This window comes from Microbacterium gubbeenense DSM 15944, assembly GCF_000422745.1.
GTDB lineage: Bacteria > Actinomycetota > Actinomycetes > Actinomycetales > Microbacteriaceae > Microbacterium > Microbacterium gubbeenense.
Genome location: NZ_AUGQ01000002.1, coordinates 94,855 through 116,733, shown reverse-complemented (window position 1 = coordinate 116,733; position 21,879 = coordinate 94,855). Strand labels below are relative to the sequence as shown.

The 21,879-nt window shown below is 68.7% G+C and carries 22 protein-coding genes; 16 read left to right on the top strand and 6 right to left on the bottom strand.

Features of this window, described 5'->3' with window-relative positions; translation table 11 throughout:
• Window positions 1-5: 5 nt before the first annotated feature.
• Window positions 6-431, top strand: a complete 426-nt coding sequence (gene rbfA, locus G510_RS0102555; RefSeq protein ID WP_029152321.1) for a 30S ribosome-binding factor RbfA — start codon at window positions 6-8, stop codon at window positions 429-431.
• Window positions 432-505: 74 nt separating this feature from the next.
• Here the strand turns inward: rbfA and G510_RS0102550 are convergent, their stop codons facing one another.
• The gene (locus G510_RS0102550) at window positions 506-1,381 is read right to left on the bottom strand and encodes an HhH-GPD family protein (protein WP_036321692.1); all 876 of its coding nucleotides are present in this window, start codon (window positions 1,379-1,381) and stop codon (window positions 506-508) included.
• A gap of 131 nt (window positions 1,382-1,512) precedes the next feature.
• On the opposite strand from G510_RS0102550, the gene G510_RS0102545 reads away from it, so the two are divergent.
• On the top strand, window positions 1,513-2,175 hold the full coding sequence (locus tag G510_RS0102545; RefSeq protein ID WP_029152319.1) for a hypothetical protein: 663 nt from the start codon (window positions 1,513-1,515) through the stop codon (window positions 2,173-2,175).
• 6 nt (window positions 2,176-2,181) lie between these two features.
• Here G510_RS0102545 and G510_RS0102540 read toward each other — a convergent pair whose 3' ends face one another.
• Complete coding sequence (locus G510_RS0102540) at window positions 2,182-2,631, bottom strand: GNAT family N-acetyltransferase (protein WP_029152318.1); 450 nt, start codon at window positions 2,629-2,631, stop codon at window positions 2,182-2,184.
• A gap of 23 nt (window positions 2,632-2,654) precedes the next feature.
• Here G510_RS0102540 and truB point away from each other — a divergent pair, with 23 nt between their 5' ends.
• From truB to G510_RS0102515, 5 genes are all read left to right on the top strand, one after another.
• Complete coding sequence (gene truB / locus G510_RS0102535; RefSeq protein ID WP_029152317.1) at window positions 2,655-3,542, top strand: tRNA pseudouridine(55) synthase TruB; 888 nt, start codon at window positions 2,655-2,657, stop codon at window positions 3,540-3,542.
• Window positions 3,539-3,907: a hypothetical protein gene (locus tag G510_RS0102530; protein WP_029152316.1), complete on the top strand. Its 369-nt coding sequence runs from the start codon at window positions 3,539-3,541 to the stop codon at window positions 3,905-3,907. Before truB ends, G510_RS0102530 begins: the two co-directional genes overlap by 4 nt.
• 20 nt (window positions 3,908-3,927) lie before the next feature.
• Window positions 3,928-4,347 (top strand): hypothetical protein, encoded by a 420-nt coding sequence (locus G510_RS0102525; RefSeq protein WP_029152315.1) that lies wholly within the window; start codon window positions 3,928-3,930, stop codon window positions 4,345-4,347.
• Entirely contained in the window at window positions 4,344-5,342 is a 999-nt protein-coding gene (locus G510_RS0102520; RefSeq protein ID WP_029152314.1) for a bifunctional riboflavin kinase/FAD synthetase, read from the top strand. The genes G510_RS0102525 and G510_RS0102520 overlap by 4 nt, the downstream gene beginning before the upstream one ends.
• A 135-nt stretch (window positions 5,343-5,477) precedes the next feature.
• On the top strand, window positions 5,478-7,628 hold the full coding sequence (locus tag G510_RS0102515) for a DEAD/DEAH box helicase (RefSeq protein ID WP_029152313.1): 2,151 nt from the start codon (window positions 5,478-5,480) through the stop codon (window positions 7,626-7,628).
• Between the two features lie 52 nt (window positions 7,629-7,680).
• Here the strand turns inward: G510_RS0102515 and G510_RS0102510 are convergent, their stop codons facing one another.
• Window positions 7,681-8,568, bottom strand: a complete 888-nt coding sequence (locus G510_RS0102510; protein WP_029152312.1) for a carbohydrate kinase family protein — start codon at window positions 8,566-8,568, stop codon at window positions 7,681-7,683.
• A gap of 111 nt (window positions 8,569-8,679) precedes the next feature.
• On the opposite strand from G510_RS0102510, the gene G510_RS0102505 reads away from it, so the two are divergent.
• On the top strand, window positions 8,680-9,708 hold the full coding sequence (locus G510_RS0102505) for a 6-phosphofructokinase (protein WP_029152311.1): 1,029 nt from the start codon (window positions 8,680-8,682) through the stop codon (window positions 9,706-9,708).
• 43 nt (window positions 9,709-9,751) lie between these two features.
• Here the strand turns inward: G510_RS0102505 and G510_RS0102500 are convergent, their stop codons facing one another.
• Entirely contained in the window at window positions 9,752-11,872 is a 2,121-nt protein-coding gene (locus tag G510_RS0102500) for a S9 family peptidase (protein ID WP_029152310.1), read from the bottom strand.
• A gap of 21 nt (window positions 11,873-11,893) precedes the next feature.
• On the opposite strand from G510_RS0102500, the gene G510_RS0102495 reads away from it, so the two are divergent.
• Entirely contained in the window at window positions 11,894-12,784 is an 891-nt protein-coding gene (locus G510_RS0102495) for a metallophosphoesterase (RefSeq protein WP_029152309.1), read from the top strand.
• A 65-nt stretch (window positions 12,785-12,849) separates the two neighbouring features.
• Window positions 12,850-14,298 carry an aspartate ammonia-lyase gene (locus G510_RS0102490; protein ID WP_029152308.1) on the top strand — a complete coding sequence of 483 codons (1,449 nt, stop codon included), beginning with the start codon at window positions 12,850-12,852 and terminating at the stop codon, window positions 14,296-14,298.
• 75 nt (window positions 14,299-14,373) lie between these two features.
• Here the strand turns inward: G510_RS0102490 and G510_RS0102485 are convergent, their stop codons facing one another.
• Window positions 14,374-15,237, bottom strand: a complete 864-nt coding sequence (locus G510_RS0102485; RefSeq protein ID WP_029152307.1) for a fumarylacetoacetate hydrolase family protein — start codon at window positions 15,235-15,237, stop codon at window positions 14,374-14,376.
• A gap of 62 nt (window positions 15,238-15,299) precedes the next feature.
• Between G510_RS0102485 and G510_RS15135 the strand changes: the two genes are divergently transcribed.
• The 5 genes from G510_RS15135 to G510_RS0102460 all read left to right on the top strand — a co-directional run bounded on the left by G510_RS15135 (window position 15,300) and on the right by G510_RS0102460 (window position 19,496).
• Window positions 15,300-16,493, top strand: a complete 1,194-nt coding sequence (locus G510_RS15135) for a PrsW family intramembrane metalloprotease (RefSeq protein ID WP_084644162.1) — start codon at window positions 15,300-15,302, stop codon at window positions 16,491-16,493.
• Window positions 16,494-16,671: 178 nt separating this feature from the next.
• The gene (locus tag G510_RS0102475) at window positions 16,672-17,040 is read left to right on the top strand and encodes an FKBP-type peptidyl-prolyl cis-trans isomerase (RefSeq protein ID WP_029152306.1); all 369 of its coding nucleotides are present in this window, start codon (window positions 16,672-16,674) and stop codon (window positions 17,038-17,040) included.
• Between the two features lie 175 nt (window positions 17,041-17,215).
• Window positions 17,216-17,485 (top strand): 30S ribosomal protein S15, encoded by a 270-nt coding sequence (gene rpsO, locus G510_RS0102470; protein ID WP_029152305.1) that lies wholly within the window; start codon window positions 17,216-17,218, stop codon window positions 17,483-17,485.
• A 161-nt stretch (window positions 17,486-17,646) separates the two neighbouring features.
• Window positions 17,647-18,858, top strand: coding sequence for an LLM class flavin-dependent oxidoreductase (locus G510_RS0102465; protein WP_029152304.1), 1,212 nt, complete (start codon window positions 17,647-17,649; stop codon window positions 18,856-18,858).
• Window positions 18,855-19,496 (top strand): FMN reductase, encoded by a 642-nt coding sequence (locus G510_RS0102460; protein WP_029152303.1) that lies wholly within the window; start codon window positions 18,855-18,857, stop codon window positions 19,494-19,496. Before G510_RS0102465 ends, G510_RS0102460 begins: the two co-directional genes overlap by 4 nt.
• 8 nt (window positions 19,497-19,504) lie before the next feature.
• Here G510_RS0102460 and G510_RS0102450 read toward each other — a convergent pair whose 3' ends face one another.
• Window positions 19,505-20,782: an enterochelin esterase domain-containing protein gene (locus G510_RS0102450; RefSeq protein WP_029152302.1), complete on the bottom strand. Its 1,278-nt coding sequence runs from the start codon at window positions 20,780-20,782 to the stop codon at window positions 19,505-19,507.
• A 73-nt stretch (window positions 20,783-20,855) separates the two neighbouring features.
• On the opposite strand from G510_RS0102450, the gene fepB reads away from it, so the two are divergent.
• Complete coding sequence (gene fepB / locus G510_RS0102445; RefSeq protein WP_051216222.1) at window positions 20,856-21,875, top strand: Fe2+-enterobactin ABC transporter substrate-binding protein; 1,020 nt, start codon at window positions 20,856-20,858, stop codon at window positions 21,873-21,875.
• Window positions 21,876-21,879: the final 4 nt, after the last annotated feature.

Genomic DNA, 21,879 nt, shown 5'->3' with positions numbered 1-21,879 from the left:
CAGAAATGGCCGGTTTCGAACGGCAGGCGCGCGTCGCGGATCGCATCCGCGTTGTGCTGTCAGAGCGCCTGCAGAAGGGGCTGCGCGATCCGCGCCTCGGCTTCGTGACGATCACCGACGTACGCGTCACGGGCGACCTGCAGATGGCGAGCGTGTTCTACACGGTCTACGGCACGGACGAGGAGCGCGAGGGCACCGCCGCCGCGCTCAAGGCCGCGACGGGCCTGCTGCGCAGCGAGGTGGGGCGACAGCTCAACACGCGCCTCACTCCGACGCTCGAGTTCATTCCCGATGGCCTCCCGGAGGAGGCCTCGCACCTCAGCGAGCTGCTGCGCGAGGCGCGCGAGCGCGACGCGCAGGTGCATTCCCTCGCCGAGAATGCTTCGTACGCGGGCGATGAGGATCCGTATAAGGACGACGACGAGGCGTAGCCGTTTGCCGAGCGCCTGACTTTTCGCCGAGGCCCTGACGATTCTTAAGATTTCGTCAGGGCCTCGGTGATTTCTCAGCGCGTCGGCAAACCCACCAGCTCGCCGTCGGGCTCGATCAGCCCGTCATTCTCGAGCGAGATCAGCGCGCGTTCCCGCTGCTCGGGGTCGTGCCAGTCGACGAGAAGGCCGGCGCGGGGGAGAGGATCCGGCGCCGCGTCGCGGAGCGCCTTCAGCAGGGCGCCGCGCGCCTGACGATCGCTGCCCTCGTACTTCGCCTGTTTGCGACGGGTGTCGGGCGTGACGGGGGATCCTGCCTGGACCCACGCGCACGACGCGCGGATCGGGCACGCACCGCACTTCGGCGACCGCGCGGTGCACACGACCTGCCCGAGCTCCATCATGGCGGCGTTCATGATCGCCGCATCCGTGCGTGAAGAGGGCAGGAGATCCGCCATGTGCTCGAGGTCGCGCCGGTGCGCCGGGCCGGGAAGCGCTTTCGCATCGATCGCGCGCGCGATCACCCGGCGCGTGTTCGTGTCCACGACCGGATGCCGATCGCCGTACGCGAAGACCGCGACGGCGCGCGCCGTGTAGTCGCCGATCCCGGTCAGCGCGAGCAGCTGGTCGACGTCGCGCGGAACGATGCCCTCGTGAACATCGCGGATCTCGGTGGCCGCGCGGTGCAGCCAAAGCGCACGGCGCGGATAGCCGAGGTTCGCCCAGCGAGTTACGGCCTCCGCGGGGGAGGCGTCGGCGAGATCTGTCGGCGTCGGCCAGCGTTCGAGCCAGGTCTCGAGCAGCGGGATCACGCGCGCGACGGGAGTCTGCTGCAGCATGAACTCGCTCACGAGGGTGCCCCACGCGCCGAATCCGGGCCGTCGCCAGGGCAGATCCCGCGCCGTGGCGCGATACCAGGGCACGAGAGCCTCGGACAGATCGTTCGCGCGCATCCTCACAGTCTACGGAGAGCGGATCGTGATGGAACGGTTGCCAAACCGGGCGCATTCGTAACCGTGCTGTGTCTTTTGGCGCGTAACGTCGAGGGTTGGAACGCGACACATCGAAACCCCCGGAGATATTTATGACGAACGTCGGAGCGCGCCGCATCGCGGCAGCGGCCGTTGCGCTCGTCATGGGGATCACGGCGTTCGCCGGGTGCTCGCGCACGGCCCCCACCGTCCCGGAGGAATCGTCGCCGTCGGCCTCGGTCGGGACATCGCCGTTCACGACCTCGCCGACGCCCACGCCGGAAGAGATCGAACCCGACGACCCGGCGGATCCGGACTCGTGGGTGATCACGGACAGCGGAATCGGCCCCGTGAACGTCGGAGACGACTTCCCCGACGTGCTCGACGAGATCAAACCGAGCGGCATCGGCACCCTCGACACATGCGACGGCGTCGCATACGGCGTGGCCGAGGACAACGCATACGACGTGATCGTGATCAAGGATCGGTTCAAGGGCACTGACGACGTCGTCGAGGTCAGCGTCGGCTGGATCGGCGACACCATGGGAGTCGGGCCGCGCACGGAAGAGGATCTCGGCCTCGGCTCGACGAAGGCACAGGTGCTCGGCGCATACGAGAAGGCGACCGAGCAGCCGTCCGACATCGCCGACAACTCCTACGTCGTCATCGACGACGAGACGAGCAAGCTCGTGTTCACATATCGCGATGGGTACGACGGGGCGGTCGCGGTCTCCACGCTCACCGGCAAACAGCCGTCGTACGAACCTTGCGCCTGACCGGCGTCAGAGCGCCGAGCGGGTCATCGGCACGTGCGGAATGCCGTCCTCGAGGAACTCGGGCCCGGTGACGACGAACCCGAAGCGCGCGTACCAGAACTCGAGGTGCGACTGCGCGTCGATCCGGATCGCGCGCCCCTCAGCCAGGCGCATCGCCTCGGCGAGGACCTGCGCGGCGTAGCCGGACCGGCGCGCGTCCCGACTCGTGACGACGCGGCCGATCCGCCGGTCGTCGCCCTCGGAGAGCAGACGAGCCGTCGCCAGCACCCTGCCGTCCTCCTCGATCCAGAGCTGCAGCGCCCCGTCCTCGACGTCTCGGCCGTCGAGATCGGGATAAGGGCACTCCTGCTCGACGACGAAGACGTCGGCGCGCAAGCGCAGGATTCCGTACAGCGTGACGGGGTCCAACTGGCCCAGCGGTGCGGACGAGACGGGGGGCTCGGAGGTTTCGGGCATCTGACCAGAATAAGGTGGCGAACATGGCGGAACCCGGGATCCTGCTCGTCGACAAGCCGTCGGGCATCACCAGTCATGACGTCGTCGCCCGAACGCGCCGCGCGCGCGGCACGCGCAAAGTCGGGCACGCGGGCACGCTCGACCCCATGGCGACCGGCCTGCTCGTCGTCGGCGTCGAGCACGCGACCCGGCTGCTGACCTTCATCGTCGGCCTCGACAAGACGTATCTCGCGACCATCAGGCTCGGTCAGACGACCACGACCGACGACGCGGACGGCGACATCGACGTGCGGGCGTCCGCGGAATCCGTCGCGGAGGCGACGGAAGAACGGATCCGCGACGGCGTCGCCGCGCTCACCGGCACGATCTCTCAGGTGCCGAGCGCGGTCTCTGCGATCAAGGTCGACGGGCGCCGCGCCTACGACCTCGTGCGCGCCGGGGAAGACGTCGAACTGAAGTCGCGCGAGGTCACCATCTCGCGGTTCGAGATCGTCTCGATCACGCGGGAGGCGGACCACATCGACGTCGACGTCGAGGTCGACTGCACGTCGGGCACCTACATCCGCGCGCTCGCGCGCGACCTCGGATCCGCGCTCGGCACGGGCGGGCACCTCACACGCCTGCGCCGCACCCGCATCGGGGAGTTCGCGGTCGACAGCGCGTTCTCCGTCGAGGATCTCGAGGACGCGTCGCTCGTCGCGCCCGCCGAGGTCGCGTCGCGCGTGCTCGGATCCCTCGACGTGAGCGCCGACGAGGCGCGCGACCTGCGGCACGGGAAGCGCATCGACGCGCCCGAGCGCTTCGATGGCCTGCGCGCGGCGATCGATCCGTCGGGCGCGCTGGTCGGCGTCGTCGAGCGACGCGGATCCGCGATGAAGAGCACCATGAACATGCCGCAGGTCGAACGATGATCCTGTGGTTCACGATCGCGCAGATCGCGGTCGCGGTGGTCGCGGGCGCGCTCTGCCTCGTGATCGGGCTCGCCGGACGCCGCCCGGGCGACGTATCGATCGGATCGATGGTCATCGTCCAGCTGCTGCTGATCGCGCAGGTCGTGGTGGCGATCGTGGCGCCGTTCGTCGGCAACGCGCCGACCGGGAGCCTGCTCGAGTTCTGGACCTATCTCGTCTCGGCCGCGGTGCTGCCGATCGCCGGCATCATCTGGGCGTTCGTCGATCGCGGCAAGTGGAGCGTCGTTGTGATGGGCGTTCTCGCGCTCGCCGTCGCCGTGATGACGTACCGCATGCACGTCATCTGGACGATGCCGCTCGCGTGACGCCATAAACTGTGACTGATATGACTGACACCCGCTCGTCGCGCCGCATCACCGGGATCGGCACGGTCCTGACATTCGTCTACGCCGTGATGGCGCTTGCCGCGACCGGTCGTTCGTTCGTGCAGATCGCCGGCCGCTTCGAGCAGGCGCCGGTGCCGTACCTGCTGAGCGCCGCCGCTGCGGTGGTCTACATCCTCGCGACGATCGCCCTGCTGCTCTCGCGCAGCCGCGGCTGGTACCGCACGGCGTGGTTCGCGGTGCTGTTCGAACTCGCCGGCGTCGTCATCGTGGGAACGCTGAGCATCGTGCTGCCCGACGTGTTCCACGCCGACGCGACTGTCTGGTCGAACTATGGCAGCGGCTACGTGTGGATCCCGCTCGTACTGCCGCTGTTCGGCATCTGGTACCTGGCTTCACAGCGGAAGAAGGAGATGCGATGATCGTCGTCGGCGACCCATCAGAGCTGCCGAGCGACTTCGGCGACACTGTCGTGGCCATCGGCAAGTTCGACGGCGTGCACGCGGGGCACCGCACGATCATCGACCACCTGCTGATCGATGCCGCCTCGTGCGACGCGCGCACCGTGGCCGTGACCTTCGACCGCAACCCGCTCGCGACGATCGCCCCCGAGCACTGCCCCGAGCCCGTCGTCGGCGTCGGCCAGAAGATCGACCTGCTCGCGGCGACGGGGCTCGATGCGACGCTCGTGCTCGAGTTCGATCAGCGCCTCGCGGCCGTTCCCGCGGAGGAGTTCGTGCGGCGCTACCTCGTCGACGGGCTGCGTGCGACGCGCGTGCTCGTGGGGGAAGACTTCCGGTTCGGGCAGGGCGGCAAGGGCAACCCCGACATGCTCGCCGAGATGGGCAAGGAGCACGGGTTCACGGTCGCGGTCATCGCCGACGTCGCGAGCGGCGACCAGGCGACGGGGCGGCGCGTGTCGTCCACGTGGATCCGCGAGCTTCTTGCCGAGGGCGACGTCGAGCGCGCGGCGAAGATCCTCGGCCATGCCCACGCGGTCCGCGGGCGCGTCGTGCGCGGGTTGCAGCGCGGGCGCGAACTGGGCTTTCCGACCGTGAACCTCGCGCCCGACCTCACGGGCTTCGTCCCGGCCGACGGCGTATATGCGGGGTGGGTGGCCGTCATGCCGCCCGATGGCGACCTCGCGATCGGGGCGCAGTTCCCCGCGGCGATCTCCGTGGGAACGAATCCGACGTTCGACGATGTGCCGGAGCGGGTCGTCGAGGCTCACGTTCTCGGGCGCTATGACCTCGATCTCTACGATCGCACGGTCGACGTGAGCTTCTCGTATCGGATCCGCGGAATGGTCGCGTTCGACGGCATGGAGCCGCTCAAGGCGCAGATGCAGAACGATGTCGAGACCGCGTGGTCGCTTCTCAGATCACGTCCACGCGCGATTCGCGGGTTGATGCCGTAGAATAGTGCTCGTTATCCGCGGGGGCGGGTGCGCAGGGCGATTCGCCCGCACCGGTTCGGTTCGCCACCACGACCCGCGACGCACGATCTCACGGCCGTTGGCCTCTCGTCAGCGGTGATTTGGCTCAGGAGGAGCATGCCGACTACGGCACCCGCGCGACAGCGCAAGAAGACCTCGTCCGCTCGACGCGATGATGGGGCGCCGATCATTCCGATCCTTGCGCGCAAAGTGCGTGAGATCGAGGCGAAGGCCCAGAAGAACAAGCTCGGACCGACGAACCGGGTGAAGTTCCAGGTCATCGCCTTCCTCGTGCGCGAAGAGCGCGCGCGCGTGAAGGCCGATACGGCGCTCAGCGACAGCTCGCGCGCCGAGCTGCTGAAGCGGCTCGACGGCGTGGCCACGATCCTCGCGAAGACCGCTGCCCGCGACACGTCGCTGATCCAGCTGCTCGAGGCCGACCAGGCGACGAGCCCGGTGGCGCGGCGCATGCGTCGTGATTGGCTGCTCGACGCGGGGGTGGATCTGCCGCCCGAGGAGCTCGTGATCGACGACGCCCCTCAGGTCGCGAGCGCGCCGATCGTGCCGGCCGTTGCGACGGAGCGCGCCGTGCGTCCCGTGCAGGTCGACGCACGGATCGAGTCGAACCCATTCCTCGCGCCCGATGCCACGCGCATCCACGACGCCGATCAGCCCCGTCGTCAGCTCGACAGCTGGGAGCTGATGGGGCCGCTGTACAAGGCGTTCGCGCAGGGCGCGGGCGGCGGATCCGCGACGATGCCGCTTCCCGAGCTTCCTGAGTTCGATCGCCTCTCGCCCAAGGGCCTCGAGGTCATGAAGCACCAGTCGCGCTTCCTCGAGTCGGTCCGCGAGGGCCATCGCCGGTTCCTCCTCGCCGATGAGCCGGGCCTCGGCAAGACGGCGCAGTCGGTGCTGGCGGCCTCGGTCGCCGGTGCGTACCCGCTGCTCGTCGTCGTCCCGAACGTCGTGAAGATGAACTGGGCGCGCGAGGTCGAGCGGTGGACGCCGCAGCGCCGCGCGAGCGTGATCATGGGCGACGGTAAGGACGTCGATGCCTTCGCCGACGTGTTCATCGTCAACTACGAGATCCTCGATCGCCACCTCGGTTGGCTGAGCGAGGTCGGCCTCAGGGGCATGGTCGTCGACGAGGCGCACTTCATCAAGAACCTGTCGTCGCAGCGCTCGCAGAACGTGCTGGCGCTCGCGCAGCGCGTGATCGAGACGGCGCCGGGCGGGGACCCCCTGCTCATGGCGCTGACGGGAACGCCGCTCATCAACGACGTCGAAGACTTCGACGCGATCTGGCGCTTCCTCGGGTGGACGGACGGCACCAAGCCCGGCCCCGAGCTGATGGAGCGCCTCGATGAGGCCGGTTTCACGCCGGCCGATAAGGGCTTCTACCCGGCCGCGCGCCAGGCAGTGATCGATCTGGGAATCGTTCGCCGTCGCAAGAAGGACGTTGCGAAGGATCTGCCGGACAAGCTCATCGCCGACATGCCGGTGCAGCTCGACGACGAGTTCGGCCGTTCGATCGCGCAGGCCGAGCGCGAGCTCGCGCGCCGCCTGGCCGACCGGTACCGCCGCATCATCGAGGCGCGCGGCGACCGCGGCCTCGCCGAAGGCGAGATCGATGAAGACATCGTGAACCTCGTGGCGAACGGTGAGCTGGAAGAGTCGCGCGCCGCCGGGACCGACGGCACGAATGTGTTCTCGATGGTCCGCCGCATCGGTCAGGGCAAGGCCCCGCTCGCTGCGGAGTATGCGGCTCAGCTGCAGCGCTCCGTCGGCAAGGTCGTGTTCTTCGCGAAGCACGTCGACGTCATGGATCAGGCCGAGCGCCAGTTCAAGGAGGACGGGATCAAGTCGGTCTCGATCCGCGGCGAGCAGTCGGCGACGGCGCGCCAGCAGGCGATCGACGCGTTCAACGACGATCCCGAGGTCGGCGTCGCCGTGTGTTCGCTCACGGCGGCCGGCGTCGGTGTGAACCTGCAGGCGGCGTCGAACGTCGTGCTCGCAGAGCTCAGCTGGACCGCTGCCGAGCAGACGCAGGCGATCGACCGCGTGCACCGCATCGGGCAGGACGAGCCGGTCACGGCGTGGCGCATCATCGCCGCGCACACGATCGACCAGAAGATCGCCGAGCTGATCGACAGCAAGGAGGGTCTCGCGGCGCGGGCCCTCGACGGCGCTCAGGTGCCGGATGGCGATGTCGAGTCGGTGCAGCTGTCGGCGCTCAAGTCGATTCTGCGGGACGCGCTCGGCGGGTAGACGGATCATGCTGCGGGGCTCGCTCTTGTGAGGCGGGCCCCGCAGCGTCGTTTCAGGCGATCTCGGCCGCGGTGGGCGGATTCGCGCCCCGTCGCGAGACGGTGATCGCCGCCGCGCGCTGCGCGTAGGATCCCGCGGCTTCGAGCTCGGCGGCGGTCACCGGCAGGCCGTGGGCGAGCAGGTGCGCGATCAGCGCGGCCATGTAGCTGTCTCCGGCGCCGATCGTGTCGGTGACCTCGGTGCGCGGCGCGCCGAGCGAGACCCGAGCATCGGGCGTCGCCAGCACGGATCCGTCGCCGCCCCGGGTGATGGCGACCACACGGGGTCCCATCGCGAGCAGGCGGTCGGCGGCGTCGTCGAGCGCGACACCGGGGGAGAGCCAGTCGGCATCCTCGTCGCTCAGCTTCACGACCTGCGACCGGCGTGCGAGCTCCTGAGCGCGCGCCCGCACCTCGTCGCGCGAGCCGATCAGCGAGGCTCGGATGTTCGGATCGAACGTGACGAGCGGCGCCTCGGGTCGGTCGAGCGCGCGCTCGAGCAGCCGCCTCGTTCCATCGCGGTAGGCGGAGAACGATCCGACGTGAACGTGTGTCCACTGGCGCTCGAGCCAGTCCGACGTCGGGCGCGGATCCCACGCGACGCGGAAGTCGTACGCCGCAGAGCCGTCGTCTGCGATCGTCGCGTGCGCGACGGAGGTGGATCCGTGCCGAGCCCCGATCTCAGTCACGTCGTCAGACGCGAGGCGGGCGGCGAGTACGGATCCGTCGTCGTCGTCGCCCATGTGCGCGAGTAAACCGGTGTTCACCCCGAGTCTCGACAGCCCGATCGCGACGTTGAAGGGACTGCCGCCGGGCGTGCGCGAGACGGATCCGTCCGGCAGCGCCACCTCGTCGATCAGGGCCTCGCCGATGACGAGGGAGGCGTGGGCGGTGTCGGTCATGGCGGTGATCCGTTCGTCGAAAGCGAGGGGATCCGTCAATCTAACCCGAATCGGCGACGCGCGCGGGGCGATCGCGATGCGGATGTCGGCGTCAGGCAATAGTCTCGGAGTATGAAGATCGGGATCCTCACGTCGGGCGGAGACTGCCCTGGACTGAACGCTGTCATTCGCGGAGCCGTGCTGAAGGGCTCGCGGAAGTACGGCATCGAATTCGTCGGCATTCGCGATGGGTGGCGCGGTCTCGTCGACGCCGACTTCTTCCCGCTGCAGCGCACCGAGGTGAAGGGCCTGTCGAAGGTCGGCGGCACGATCCTCGGCACCAGCCGCACGAACCCGTACGAGGGTGATCGCGGGGGCGCCGAGAACATCAAGAAGACGATGTACGGGCACAAGATCGACGGCATCATCGCGATCGGCGGCGAGGGCACACTGGCGGCGGCCAACCGTCTCTGGAACGACGGCGTTCCGGTGCTCGGCGTGCCGAAGACGATCGACAACGACCTTCGGGCCACCGACTACTCGTTCGGCTTCGACACCGCCGTCAACATCGCCACCGAGGCGATGGACCGCCTGCGCACGACGGGCGATTCGCACCAGCGGTGCATGGTCGCGGAGGTCATGGGTCGTCACGTCGGTTGGATCGCGCTGCATTCGGGCATGGCCGCGGGTGCGCACATCATCTGCATCCCCGAGGTGCCGCTGACGCTCGACGACATCTGCGAGCAGGTCGCCTCGGCCTCCGAGCGCGGGCGCGCGCCGCTCGTCGTCGTCGCCGAGGGCTTCAAGATCAAGGGCCAGGAAGAGGCATACTCCGACAAGGGGCTCGATGCCTTCAACCGCCCGCGCCTCGGCGGCATCAGCGAGGTCCTTGCTCCGCTGATCGAGAAGGCGACCGGCATCGAGACGCGCTCGACGGTGCTCGGCCACATTCAGCGCGGCGGATCCCCGTCCGCGTTCGACCGCGTCCTCGCCACCCGTCTCGGCCTGCACGCCGCTGACGGGGTCGTCGACGGAGCCTGGGGCGAGATGGTCGCCATGAAGGGCACGGACATCGAGCGCGTAACGTTCGAGGACGCGCTGGGCGAGCTCAACGAGGTCCCCTACGCCCGCTACGAAGAGGCCTCCGCCCTCTTCGGCTGACCCTGGGACGCGGCAGGGAGCTGAAAGGCGAGGCCCGCACCTTCTACTCTGAGATCCCCATCACGTCGAGGATCCAGGCGAGCTGGTAGGCGCGTTCGTGCCAGGAGTTGTAGCGGCCCGAGACGCCGCCGTGGCCGGCCACCATCTCGCACTTGAACAGCACGTCGGTGCCGACCTCGCGCAGGCGCGCCACCCACTTCGCGGGCTCGACGTAGAACACACGAGTGTCGTTGAGCGACGTCATCGCGAGGATCCGCGGGTACGTCGCGTTCTCGCGCACGTTCTCGTACGGCGAGTACGACGCCATCAGGTCGTAGAACGCCTCGTCGTGCAGCGGGTCGCCCCACTCCTCCCACTCGATCACGGTGAGGGGCAACGACGGATCGAGGATCGTCGTGAGAGCGTCGACGAACGGCACGTCCGCGAGGATGCCGCCGAACGCGTCCGGGGCGATGTTCGCGACCGCGCCCATCAGGAGGCCGCCCGCGGATCCGCCTTCCGCGACGATCTTGTCGGCCGTCGTGATGCCGTCCGAGACCAAGTGGCGCGCGACGTCGACGAAGTCGGTGAAGCTGTTGCGCTTGTGCTCGAGCTTGCCGTTCTCGTACCAGGCGCGGCCCATCTCGCCGCCGCCGCGCACGTGAGCGATCGCGTAGACGACGCCGCGGTCGAGCATCGACAGCCGCGCGATCGAGAAGTGGGCGTCGATCGAGTGCTCGTACGCCCCGTAGCCGTACAGGTGCACGGGCCGCACGGATTCGCCCGGCGCCCCGAACGAGCGCTTCCATACGAGCGAGACCGGGATCTGCGTGCCGTCGGCGGCGGGCGCCCACACGCGCTCCTGGCCGTACTCGTCGCGGTCGTACCCGCCGAGGATCTCCGCGCGCTTCAGCGCCGTCAGCTCGCCCGTCGCGACGTGATAATTGAACACCGTGCTGGGCGAGGTGAACGAGTCGTAGTTCAGCCGCACGACGGGCTGCGCCCATTCGGGATTGCCCGACGCTCCCGCCGTGAACAGCGGCTCGTCGAACGAGATCTCGCGCACGTCGTGACCCGGGTAGTGAAGGATCGCGATGCGCGCGATTCCGCCGGAGCGGTATTCGACGATCGCGAAGTCGCGCAGGCAGTCGGCGTCTTCGAGGCGCACGCCGGGGCGGTGCGGGATCACCGTCTCGGGCGCTGCGGCTGGGTCATCGACGGGCAGGCGCACGAGGGCGAAGTCCTCGGCGTCCTGGTTGTGCAGCACGTAGAACCAGTCGCGGCCGTCGACGACGGCGTGATCGACCGAGTACTCCACGCCGTCCTCGCGCGCGAACACCGAGTACGACTCGACCTCCTCGCCGGCGTAGAGCCGCTCGACATCGGCGGCGCGGAAGAGCGAGACGTCGCTCGTGGTGTTGGATCCGGAGACGATCATGAAGAACTCGTGGCTGCGGGTGAAGCCCGCGCCGACCCAGAACGCCTCGTCCGTCTCGTGGAACAGCATGACGTCGTTCTCGCGGCCGGGCTCGCCGACGCGGTGCAGCCACACCTGATCCGGACGCCACGCCTCGTCGACGGTCGAGTACAGGATGAACTGCCCGTCGGGCGTGAACGATGCGCCGGAGGAGATGTCCTCGAGCAGATCGGGCAGCACCTCGCCCGTGGCGATGTCGCGCACCCGCACCGAGTAGCGCTCGTCGCCCGCGAGATCGACGCCCCACAGCATGCGGGATCCGTCGAGCGTCACGCCGAACGCGCCGAGCGAGAAGAACTCGTTGCCGCCCGCCTCGATGTTCGCGTCGAGCAGGATCTCCTCGCCCGGCACGTCGTCGTCCGTGCTCAGCGTCGGCGGCGTCCAGTCGTCCGGATCCGTGATCGGCGCCCGGCACTGCACGCCGTACTCCTTGCCCGCGATGGAGCGGCCGTAGTACCACCAGTCACCGCGCCGCAGCGGCACGGAGAGGTCGGTCTCGCGCACTCGGCCCTTGATCTCGTTGAAGATCCGGTCGCGAAGCGGTTCGAGGTGAGCGAGCTGCTCGTCGGTGTGTGCGTTCTCGGCCTCGAGGTGCTCGATGACTTGGGGCGAGTCCTTGTCGCGCAGCCACTCGTACGGATCCGAGAACTCTCGACCGTGGTGGATTCGTACAGTCGGAACGCGCGGGGCAATCGGTGCAGTCACCATGTCCACGTTACCGTTGGTGGCATGAAGTTCGGTCAGCACGAACCCGCGCACCACACGCTCATCCACATCAGCGACACACACCTGTTGGCGGGCGATCGGCTGCTCGGCGGCGAGTACGACACCCGAGCGAATCTGCGTGCGATGCTCGACCGGATCCAGAGGGTCGAGGGGGCCAGCGCCCTCGTCATCACCGGCGACCTGACCGAGCTCGGCGAGCCAGACGCATACCGCGCGCTGAAGGACATGGTCGAGCCGGTCGCGGAGCGGATGGGGATCCCCATCATGTGGATCGCGGGCAACCACGACGAGCGCCCGGAGATGCGCCGCGACCTGCTGGGGGAGGACTACTCGCAGAAGGCGATCCGCCATGCATTCGACCTCGATGGCCTGCGACTCATCGCCCTCGACTCCACCGTCCCGGGCTGGCACCACGGACGCATCGACGACGAACAGCTCGACTGGCTGCGCGACAAGCTGAACAAGCCCGCGCCGCGCGGCACGATCCTCGCGCTGCACCACCCGCCGCTGCCGAGCCACGTGCCGATGTTCGACATCCTGGAACTGCAGAACCAAACGGCTTTCGCCGAGGCGATCGAAGGATCCGACGTGCGCGCGATCCTCGCGGGGCACCTGCACTACTCGATGAGCGGCAGCTTCGCGGGTGTCCCGACGTTCGTGGCCGCGGCGAGCTGCTACACGATGGACGTGGCCCGACCCTCGCGCCAGATCAATGGAATGGACGCGGGGCAGTCGTTCCATCTCGTGCACGTGTACGACGATCAGGTGACCAGTACGGTCGTGCCGGTCGCCGCCGCGGATCCCGCGGAGTTCTTCACCCCTGCGTGGTACCAGCGCCTGGAGGCGATGACGCCGGAAGAACGGCTCGACTTCTTCTCGCGCAAGCGCGCGTGACGGGCACCGGCGCGCGGGCCCGCGCGGCAGGAGATTCGACATTGAACGTCACCTATCCTGAGGGCATGGAACACATCGCGACGACGCGTACAGAATCCGATTCCCTGGGCTCGCGGGAGATCCCCGCCGATGCTTATTGGGGCATACACACCCTTCGAGCTCGAGAGAACTTCGACATCACGAAGCGCGAGATCTCGGTCTACTCCGAGCTCGTGACGGCCCTCGCCATGGTCAAACAGGCCGCGGCGCGCGCCAACAAGCAGGTCGGTGCGCTCGATGCCGACCGCGCCGACCTCATCGACCGGGCGAGCCAGCGGGTGATCGACGGTGAGTTCCACGACCAGTTCGCGGTCGGCGTGATCCAGGGCGGCGCCGGAACATCGACGAACATGTGCGCCAACGAGGTCATCACGAACGTTGCGCTCGAGATGGCGGGGCGCGAGAAGGGCGACTACGCCTACCTGTCGCCGACGGATCACACCAACCGATCGCAGTCGACGAACGACGTCTACCCGACGGCGCTGAAGATCGGGATCCTGCTCGCGCACGTCTCTCAGCTCGAGGAGCTCGACAAACTCAGCCAGGCGTTCAGCGCCAAGGGGCGCGAGTTCAACGACATCTTGAAGGTCGGGCGCACCCAACTGCAGGATGCGGTGCCGATGACGCTCGGGCAGGAGTTCCACGGCTTCGCGACGACGCTGCGCGAGGACCTCCAGCGGCTCACCGACAACTCCGTGCTGCTGCACGAGATCAACATGGGCGCGACGGCGATCGGCACGGGGATCAACGTGACGCCGGGCTACGGCGAGTCGGTGCGCCGCCACCTCTCGGAGATCTCGGGCCTGCCGCTGCGCACCGCGGGCGACCTCATCGAGGCCACGAGCGACACCGGCGCGTTCATGTCGTTCTCCAGCTCGATCAAGCGCTCGGCCATCAAACTGTCGAAGATCTGCAACGACCTGCGGCTGCTGTCGTCGGGGCCGCAGGCCGGGTTCGGCGAGATCAACCTGCCCGCGAAGCAGGCCGGATCTTCGATCATGCCGGCCAAGGTCAACCCCGTGATCCCCGAGGTCGTCAACCAGGTCGCGTTCGCGGTCGTCGGCAACGACATGACGGTGACGATGGCGGCCGAGGCCGGTCAGCTGCAGCTGAATGCGTTCGAGCCCGTCATCGGGCACGCGCTGTTCCAGTCGATCACCTGGATGCGCCAGGCGATGCGCACGCTGCGCGTGAACTGCGTCGACGGCATCACCGCGAACACCGAGCGCCTCGGAGCCATGGTCGGCCAGAGCGTCGGCGTCATCACGGCGCTGACGCCGTACATCGGCTATTCCTCGGCGGCGGCGCTCGCGAAGACGGCGCTGCTGACCGGCAAGGACGTCGCCGACCTCGTCGTCGAGGCGGGGCTGATGGATCGCGCGGAGGTCACGAAGCGGCTGCGCCCCGGCCGCCTGATCGGCCTCGAGCCGGCGACCACGGCGATCCCGATCATCGCCCCCGAAGACCTGCCGTAACCCCGCCTCTATCGTGTTCCGCTCGGCGCGGGAGCAGGGCGCTCAGAGCCGCACCAAGTGGGACACGGTACGGAGCTACTCCGTCGTGCGGCAGTGGGTGGTCAGCTCGCCGATGTGCTCGACGCCGACCGAGACGGTCGTGCCGTCGGCGAGCAGTACCTGCGGCGTGCGCGAGTACCCGGATCCGCCGGGGGAACCCGTCGAGATGAGCGTTCCCGGAAGCAGCGTGATGCCCCGCGACAGGTGCGAGATGAGCGTCGCGACCGAGCGGATCATCTGCGCCGTTGTCGCGTCCTGCAGCATCTCGTCGCCGATGCGGGTCCAGATCTTCAGCGCCTGCGGGTCGGGGATCTCGTCGGCCGTCACGACGTACGGGCCCACGGGGGTGAAGCCGTCGAGCGACTTGCAGCGGCACCACTGCGCCTCGGAGTACTGGATGTTGCGCGCGGAGATGTCGTTGACGACGGTGTATCCGAACACGTGGTCGAGGGCGTCCTCGACCGAGACGTCCCTCGCGGCGCGGCCGATGATCACGCCGAGCTCGGCCTCGTAGTCGACCGACTCGGTCTGCGCGCGCGACCACGTGGTGGTGCCCTCGTGTGCCGCCAGCGAGTTCGGCCAGAGCGTGAAGACGGTCGGGGTGTCGTCGCTCTTGAGGCTGAGCTCGCCCGCGTGCGCCGAGTAGTTCAGCCCGACCGCCATGATCGACGGGGGAGCGAGCACGGCGGGCCCGAACGCGACGTCCTCGACGCGAATCCGCTCGGCGCTCTGCGCGGCGCGCTCGACGCTGCGCAGCAGGTCATCGCCGCCCGCGATCAGCTGCTCGAGCGTCGACGGTCCTCCCGCCACGAGCGACGAAACGGCGACGACGCCGTCGTCGGTCACGTGTGCGAGCACGGGAGAGTCTGAATCAGGAAGCACGACGTGGGCGAAACGCATGGATCCAGCCTATCGGCGGCGCTGATCGCAGAGGGTGTCGCTTCCCCATAGAATTCGAGCCGATGGCCTATTTCGATGCGGGATCCGACGGGCGCGCTTTCTCCAGCCGGCGTCGGCGGGCGGGTGCGCTCATCTCTGATGCGCCGGTCGGCGAGCCGCACCTCCCGGTCGCGCCGCCGCGCCTGCTGCGTCAGGGGCGCACGGTGTGGCCGTGGGTGTGGCTCCTCGTCGGCATCTTCGCCCTCGCAACGCTCGGGTTCTTCGTCACCGTCTACGGCGCGGTCGCGCCGGTGCTCGCCTCGATCCTCGCGTTCGTCCCTTTCGGCGGCGTGGTGATGGGGCTGATGTGGCTCGATCGGTGGGAGCCCGAACCGAAGGGCCTGATGCTCGTCGCCGCGGCGTGGGGAGCGTTCGTCGCCGTGATCGTCACGATCATCATCGGCGATTTCGTGTGGCGCTCGTTCCCCATCGTGCGAGACATCGAGTGGTTCAGCGGGGTCGTGCAGGCGCCGATCGTCGAAGAGACGCTCAAGTGCGCCGGGATCCTCGTGGTGCTCGCGATGGCGCGCCGCGCTCTCGACGGGGCGCTCGACGGCATCATCTACGGCGGACTCATCGGCGCAGGCTTCGCGCTCGGCGAGAACGTGAAGTACTTCATCGAGGCGCTCGCCGAAGGCGGCGTTGGCGGGCTCACCGCCGTGTTCTTCATCCGTGCCGTGCTCTCGCCGTTCGCCCACATCATGTTCACGGCGGCGTGCGGCTTCGCCGTCGGGCTCGCGGTGCGCCGCGCGAGGCCTGTGTGGCTGCCCTGGTTCCTCGGCCTGCTCGTCGCGATCGCGCTGCACGCGTTCTGGAACGCGTCGGCGCAGTTCGCGGGGTTCTACCTGCCGTACGTTCTGCTGCAGGTGCCCTTGTTCGTCGTGTTCCTGATCGTCGCGATCCGGATCCGGAGCGAGGAGCTGCAGATCCGGCGCGAACGGCTGCAGGACTACGTGCATGCCGGGTGGTTCACCTCTCACGAGGCCGACATGCTCTCCACCTCGCACGGGCGCAGGGCGGGCCTTCTGTGGGCTCGTTCGCTGCCGGGGGACCGCCGCCCCATTATGGAGCAGTTCATCTTCGACGGCGCTCGCCTCGCATGGGCGCGCCAGCGCGCCCTGACCGGCAAGGATCCGGGAGCGGCCGCCGACGAACGGGCGCTGCTGCAGCGCATGATGCTCACGCGGGCCGAGCTGTTGGCACCGATCGGCACATAACCTTTCGATCGCGGGCTCTTGACACGCGTCGGCGGATGGGCGATGGTATTGGGCATAGACCAGCACCTGACAGGTTCTCCGGCCTTGCCGAGACCCAGGTGCTGGTTCTTTTGTGGGGCGGGTTTCGCCCATAGCGCATTCGGTTCACCTTCAGCGGGCGTTCGGTGAAGATAGAGGCATGACTGCAGATCGCACGAAGCCCGAGTTCGACGCACCCGAGGGGCCGGCCCCCGATCAGCTGGAGATCCAGGACATCATCGTCGGTGATGGATCCGAAGCGAAGCCCGGCGCCACCGTCACGATCCACTACGCCGGCGTCGAGTACGACACCGGCGAGGAGTTCGACTCGTCGTGGAGCCGCGGCGAGGCCGCGCAGTTCCCGCTCGGCATGCTCATCAAGGGCTGGCAGGAGGGGATCCCCGGCATGAAGGTCGGCGGTCGCCGCAAGCTGACCATCCCGCCGGCACTGGCATACGGCCCCGCGGGGTCCGGCCACTTCCTCGGCGGCAAGACCCTCATCTTCATCATCGATCTGATCGACGCGTAAGACGCGAGGCGCAAAGGCGGGGATCCTCACGGGTCCCCGCCTTTTGCATGCGTGGAGTGTTCGCGCGCGTTCGTAGGGTAAACTTCTGAGGTTGCCGTCCAACGGCCGCGGATAAAGAGAGCTCGCGCATCAGGCGCAGGGCACCGCGCAACAAGCAGAGAGGGGATCAATTTCTATGGCACTTGAAGCAGCAGTCAAGAAGTCGATCATCGAAGAGTACGCGACGCACCCCGGTGACACCGGATCCCCCGAGGTGCAGGTTGCGATGCTGTCGCGTCGCATCCTCGACCTGACGGAGCACCTCAAGGAGCACAAGCACGACCACCACTCGCGTCGTGGCCTGTTCCTGCTCGTCGGTCAGCGCCGCCGTCTGCTCGGCTATCTCCAGCGCGTCGACATCGCACGCTACCGTGCGCTGATCGCGCGCCTGGGCCTTCGTCGCTAACGACGAACCAGTAGCAGCAGAAGCAGAGCGCCCAGCGTTCAATCGACTTCTCGAAAACCCGTCTCACGGTGTGAGGCGGGTTTTCGCGTTCCTGGGAATAGTTCAGCGGCGAGCGCGTTTCATCTTGTATATTCAGCTGCATGGAAAGTAGGGGAGACACGATGAGCGACACCACCACCTCGCAGGCGATGCAGTTCGGGCTGATGAGCGTGAGCGACGTCACGCAGAACCCGGTCACGGGCGAGACGCCGAGCGAAGCCCAGCGCATCCGCGACGCTGTCACGATCGCGAAGCACGCGGAGGACGCGGGGCTCGATGTGTTCGCGATCGGCGAGCACCACAACCCGCCGTTCTTCTCGTCGTCGCCCACTACGACGCTGGCTTACATCGCGGCGCAGACCGAGCGGCTCATCGTCTCGACCTCGACGACGCTCATCACGACGAACGACCCCGTGAAGATCGCGGAAGACTACGCGATGCTGCAGCACCTGTCAGGCGGCCGCATGGACCTCATGATGGGCCGCGGCAACACTGGTCCGGTCTACCCGTGGTTCGGCAAGGACATCCGCCAGGGCCTTCCCCTCGCGATCGAGAACTACCAGCTGCTGCACCGCCTGTGGCGGGAGGACGTCGTCGACTTCGACGGGAAGTTCCGCACGGCGCTGAACGGGTTCACCTCGACCCCGCGCCCCCTCGATGATGTGCCGCCGTTCGTGTGGCACGGTTCCATCCGCACGCCCGAGATCGCGGAGCAGGCCGCGTACTACGGAGACGGCTTCTTCGCGAACAACATCTTCTGGCCGAGGGAGCACTACCAGCGGCTCATCGCGCTGTATCGTCAGCGCTTCGCGCACTACGGCCACGGCGCCCCCGAACAGGCGATCGTCGGCCTCGGCGGTCAGGCGTTCATGGCGAAGAACTCGCAGGATGCGGTCGACCAGTTCCGCCCGTACTTCAACGCGGCTCCGGTCTACGGCAACGGCCCCGCGATGGAGGACTTCACCGAGATGACGCCGCTCACCGTCGGATCCCCGCAGCAGGTGATCGACCGCTATGCGGCCATGCGCGACACCTTCGGCGACTATCAGCGCCAGCTGTTCCTCATGGACCACGCCGGCCTGCCGCTCAAGATCGTTCTCGAGCAGATCGACTTCCTCGGCGAAGAGGTCGTGCCCGTGCTGCGCCGCGAGCTGCAGAAGAACCGGCCGGCGAATGTGCCCGATGGTCCGACGCACGCGGCGCTCGTCACCGCCAAGTACGGCGACGCCGCACCGCGTCAGCCGCGGCCGAACGCGAATCGCGGCGACAACGTCACCGGCGGATCCCCGTACCAAGACAGCGAGAGCGCATTCGGAAAGGCGGCAGACCGATGACCAGGAAGATCGCGGTCGTCTCCGCGGGGCTATCCGACCCGTCGTCGACGCGCATGCTCGCCGACAGGATCGTGCAGGCGGTGTTCACCGAGCTCGACGCGCGCGGCGAGGAGCGGGAGGCGCGTGTGTTCGAGCTGCGCGACGTCGCCCACGACATCACGAACAACCTCCTGACGGGCTTCGCCCCGAAGGCGCTCGCCGACGTCAACGCGTATGTGACGGGCGCCGACGCGCTGATCGCCGTCACGCCGATCTTCTCGACGAGCTACTCGGGCCTGTTCAAGAGCTGGCTCGACGCGCTCGACCGCGATGCGCTCGACGGCACGCCCGTGCTGCTCGGGGCGACGGCGGGCACGGCGCGCCACTCGCTCGCGATCGACTACGCGATGCGCCCGCTGTTCACGTATCTGCATGCCGAGCCGATCTCGACCGGCGTGTTCGCGGCCAGCTCCGACTGGGGCGCGGAGGCCGACCAGGTCGCGCCGCTCGCGAAGCGCATCGATCGCGCCGCGCGCGAGCTGGCCGATCGCCTGACGCGATCCGCGCCGACCGAGCGGCCCGACCCGTACGACCCCGCGGCCTACCTCGGCGGCGGATCCTTCGAGGACCTCTTGACGGATCTCCCGCAGCGCGGCTGAGGCCCGGCTCAGACCCCGAACGCGCGCAGCACCCGGGGAAGGGACGCCTCCCAGCACGGCACGTCGTGACCGCCTGCGAACTCCTCGTAGTCCAGGCGGTCCGCGCGCGTGCGCACGACATCCCGCATGCGCCGGACGGGATCGAGGAGCACCCATTCGTCGCTTCCGACCGAGAGATGCACGTTCCGCAGCCGCGCCGCGGACGACGCCAGTGCCGTCGTGAGCCACTCCGGATCGTGCCCGCTCTTCGCGTTCGGCCACCAGAACGACGGCGACTGGCAGATCGAGGTGCCGAAGACCTCGGGGGCGACGCACTGCGCGTAGAGCGCGGAGAGGCCGCCGAGCGAGGATCCCTGGATCGCCGTGCGCTCCGGATGCGCCGGGATCTCGATGGGCGCATCGGCGAGCAGCGCACGGAGGTCGTCCACGAGCGCCGGGTTGCAGGTCAGGTCCGCGTCGCGCTCGGCGAGGGATCCGTGACCGAGGAGCAGCACGGCCGTGTCCGCGGCCAGATGCGCGCGGGCCCAGGCCGCGAACTCGGCCTCGCCATCGGCGAGACGCCGGTCGCCGTCGAGCATGACGATCACGCCCCCGGCGCGCGCGATGCCGTGCGGGAGGTACCACACGGCTTCCCGGACGCCGCCGGAGGCCGACGGGATCCGGGCGGGAAAGATGTGGCAGGCCTCGTCGGAGGAGGCGCGCTCCGGGAGCGGCGGCGCGTCGGGGCCGGATGCGACGGACGCCCCGCGGAACTGTTCGCGCGCGAGCGGGTCGGGCCGAGAACGGATCACGAGCTCGTACCAGGCGGTCACGCGGTCGTGGCGCGCGGGGTCCGTGACGCCGAGCGCCCGCGCGCGCCGCTCGGCGAGCGCGGGGGACGGCTCCGCGGGCGAGCCGTCGTCGACCGCGAGCGCGTAGGTCCCGCGCCAATCCGAGCGGATCCGCAGCGTGAGCGCGAACAGGTCGGTTCCCGGAAGGCGCTCGAACATCACGTCGTCCATCGTCGTGTCGTCCGTGAGCTTGCCGGCCACGAGCGCGACGCGTTCCGCCTCGCCGCGATGGGCCCACGTGTACTCCCGCACGGATCCCGTGCCCTCCACGAGCGGCGTTCCGTCGCGGACGATGCGCTCCCAGAACTCCTCGGCGGACGAGGGGTCATCGCGGACGGCCTCGACGGCGGGAGACGAGCCGCGCTCCACGCCGACCCGGCGCGGGGTGTGCGGCGGCGTCGTCAGTGCGCGTCGGTCCGCGGAATCGGGGCGCGCGGCGAAGGCGGCGTCGATCACGTCGTGGTTCTCCCGGTCGATGAAGTGAGGGTAGGCTTACCTCGTCCCATCGTACGTGCTCCGAAAGGCCACCATGACTCTGCCCCGCGCTCACCGATCCCGTCGCACCCTGCTCGCCGCGGCCGTCCTCAGCGCCGGTGCGCTCGCGCTCGCCGGCTGCGGCGCATCCGACGAACCGGACGCGTCCGCGAGCGACGCGCCCGCGGAGGAGTCGGGCTCAGACAGCTCGGGCGACTGGCCCCGCACCTTCGAGAACGCCGACGGCACGACGACCGAGATCGCGGAGCAGCCCGAGAACATCCTGTCGACGACGGTGAGCACCACCGGCACGCTCCTGGCGATCGACGCGCCGGTGACCGTGACGGCGACCGACGCGAACGGCGATTTCTTCCCGCAGTGGGCCGACGCGGCCGATGCCGCGGGCGTCGAGAAGGCGTGGCCGGCCGGAGCCCCCGACATCGAGGCCGCGATCGCTGCGGCGCCCGACCTCATCGTCGTCGCGATGACGGGCCAGGACGCGATGGCCGACGCCGTCGCCGACCTGCAGGACATCGCCCCGACCATCGTCATCGACTACGGCGAGGGCACCTGGGAGGAGCTCGCGCTCGAGCTCGGCGAGGCGACCGGTCTCGAGACCGAGGCGCAGTCGGCGATCGACGAGTTCGACGCGCTCGTCACCGAGACCGCCGAGAAGATCACCGTTCCGGAGGGCGAGGCGAATATCGTCTCGTACAACGGCCCGGGCGGCTCGAACCCGATCGGCCACGCCGACGGCCCGCACGGCTCGATCCTGCAGGCGCTCGGCTTCACGATCGAGGAGCCCGACGCCGACTGGCACACGCAGCCCGAGCCCCGCGCCGACTTCGTCTTCGCCGACTACGAGCACCTCACCGAGCTCACGGCCGACACGACGTTCGTCCTGTCGGCCGACGACCAGGCGGCCGAGGAGGGCTTCGGATCCGACGAGGTGCTCGCGAACGTTCCGTCCGTCGCGAACGGCCAGGTGTACGGCCTCGGCGCGAACTCGTTCCGCGTCGACAAGTTCAGCGCCACCGAGATCGTCGAGCACATCGCGGACGTCTTCGCGGAGTAGCGAG

Coding starts and splice junctions, on each gene's coding strand:
- rbfA (WP_029152321.1), top strand. CDS start 6: ATGGCCGGTTTCGAACGGCAGGCGCGCGTCGCGGATCGCATCCGCGTT.
- G510_RS0102550 (WP_036321692.1), bottom strand. CDS start 1,381: ATGCGCGCGAACGATCTGTCCGAGGCTCTCGTGCCCTGGTATCGCGCC.
- G510_RS0102545 (WP_029152319.1), top strand. CDS start 1,513: ATGACGAACGTCGGAGCGCGCCGCATCGCGGCAGCGGCCGTTGCGCTC.
- G510_RS0102540 (WP_029152318.1), bottom strand. CDS start 2,631: ATGCCCGAAACCTCCGAGCCCCCCGTCTCGTCCGCACCGCTGGGCCAG.
- truB (WP_029152317.1), top strand. CDS start 2,655: ATGGCGGAACCCGGGATCCTGCTCGTCGACAAGCCGTCGGGCATCACC.
- G510_RS0102530 (WP_029152316.1), top strand. CDS start 3,539: ATGATCCTGTGGTTCACGATCGCGCAGATCGCGGTCGCGGTGGTCGCG.
- G510_RS0102525 (WP_029152315.1), top strand. CDS start 3,928: ATGACTGACACCCGCTCGTCGCGCCGCATCACCGGGATCGGCACGGTC.
- G510_RS0102520 (WP_029152314.1), top strand. CDS start 4,344: ATGATCGTCGTCGGCGACCCATCAGAGCTGCCGAGCGACTTCGGCGAC.
- G510_RS0102515 (WP_029152313.1), top strand. CDS start 5,478: ATGCCGACTACGGCACCCGCGCGACAGCGCAAGAAGACCTCGTCCGCT.
- G510_RS0102510 (WP_029152312.1), bottom strand. CDS start 8,568: ATGACCGACACCGCCCACGCCTCCCTCGTCATCGGCGAGGCCCTGATC.
- G510_RS0102505 (WP_029152311.1), top strand. CDS start 8,680: ATGAAGATCGGGATCCTCACGTCGGGCGGAGACTGCCCTGGACTGAAC.
- G510_RS0102500 (WP_029152310.1), bottom strand. CDS start 11,872: ATGGTGACTGCACCGATTGCCCCGCGCGTTCCGACTGTACGAATCCAC.
- G510_RS0102495 (WP_029152309.1), top strand. CDS start 11,894: ATGAAGTTCGGTCAGCACGAACCCGCGCACCACACGCTCATCCACATC.
- G510_RS0102490 (WP_029152308.1), top strand. CDS start 12,850: ATGGAACACATCGCGACGACGCGTACAGAATCCGATTCCCTGGGCTCG.
- G510_RS0102485 (WP_029152307.1), bottom strand. CDS start 15,237: ATGCGTTTCGCCCACGTCGTGCTTCCTGATTCAGACTCTCCCGTGCTC.
- G510_RS15135 (WP_084644162.1), top strand. CDS start 15,300: ATGGCCTATTTCGATGCGGGATCCGACGGGCGCGCTTTCTCCAGCCGG.
- G510_RS0102475 (WP_029152306.1), top strand. CDS start 16,672: ATGACTGCAGATCGCACGAAGCCCGAGTTCGACGCACCCGAGGGGCCG.
- rpsO (WP_029152305.1), top strand. CDS start 17,216: ATGGCACTTGAAGCAGCAGTCAAGAAGTCGATCATCGAAGAGTACGCG.
- G510_RS0102465 (WP_029152304.1), top strand. CDS start 17,647: ATGAGCGACACCACCACCTCGCAGGCGATGCAGTTCGGGCTGATGAGC.
- G510_RS0102460 (WP_029152303.1), top strand. CDS start 18,855: ATGACCAGGAAGATCGCGGTCGTCTCCGCGGGGCTATCCGACCCGTCG.
- fepB (WP_051216222.1), top strand. CDS start 20,856: ATGACTCTGCCCCGCGCTCACCGATCCCGTCGCACCCTGCTCGCCGCG.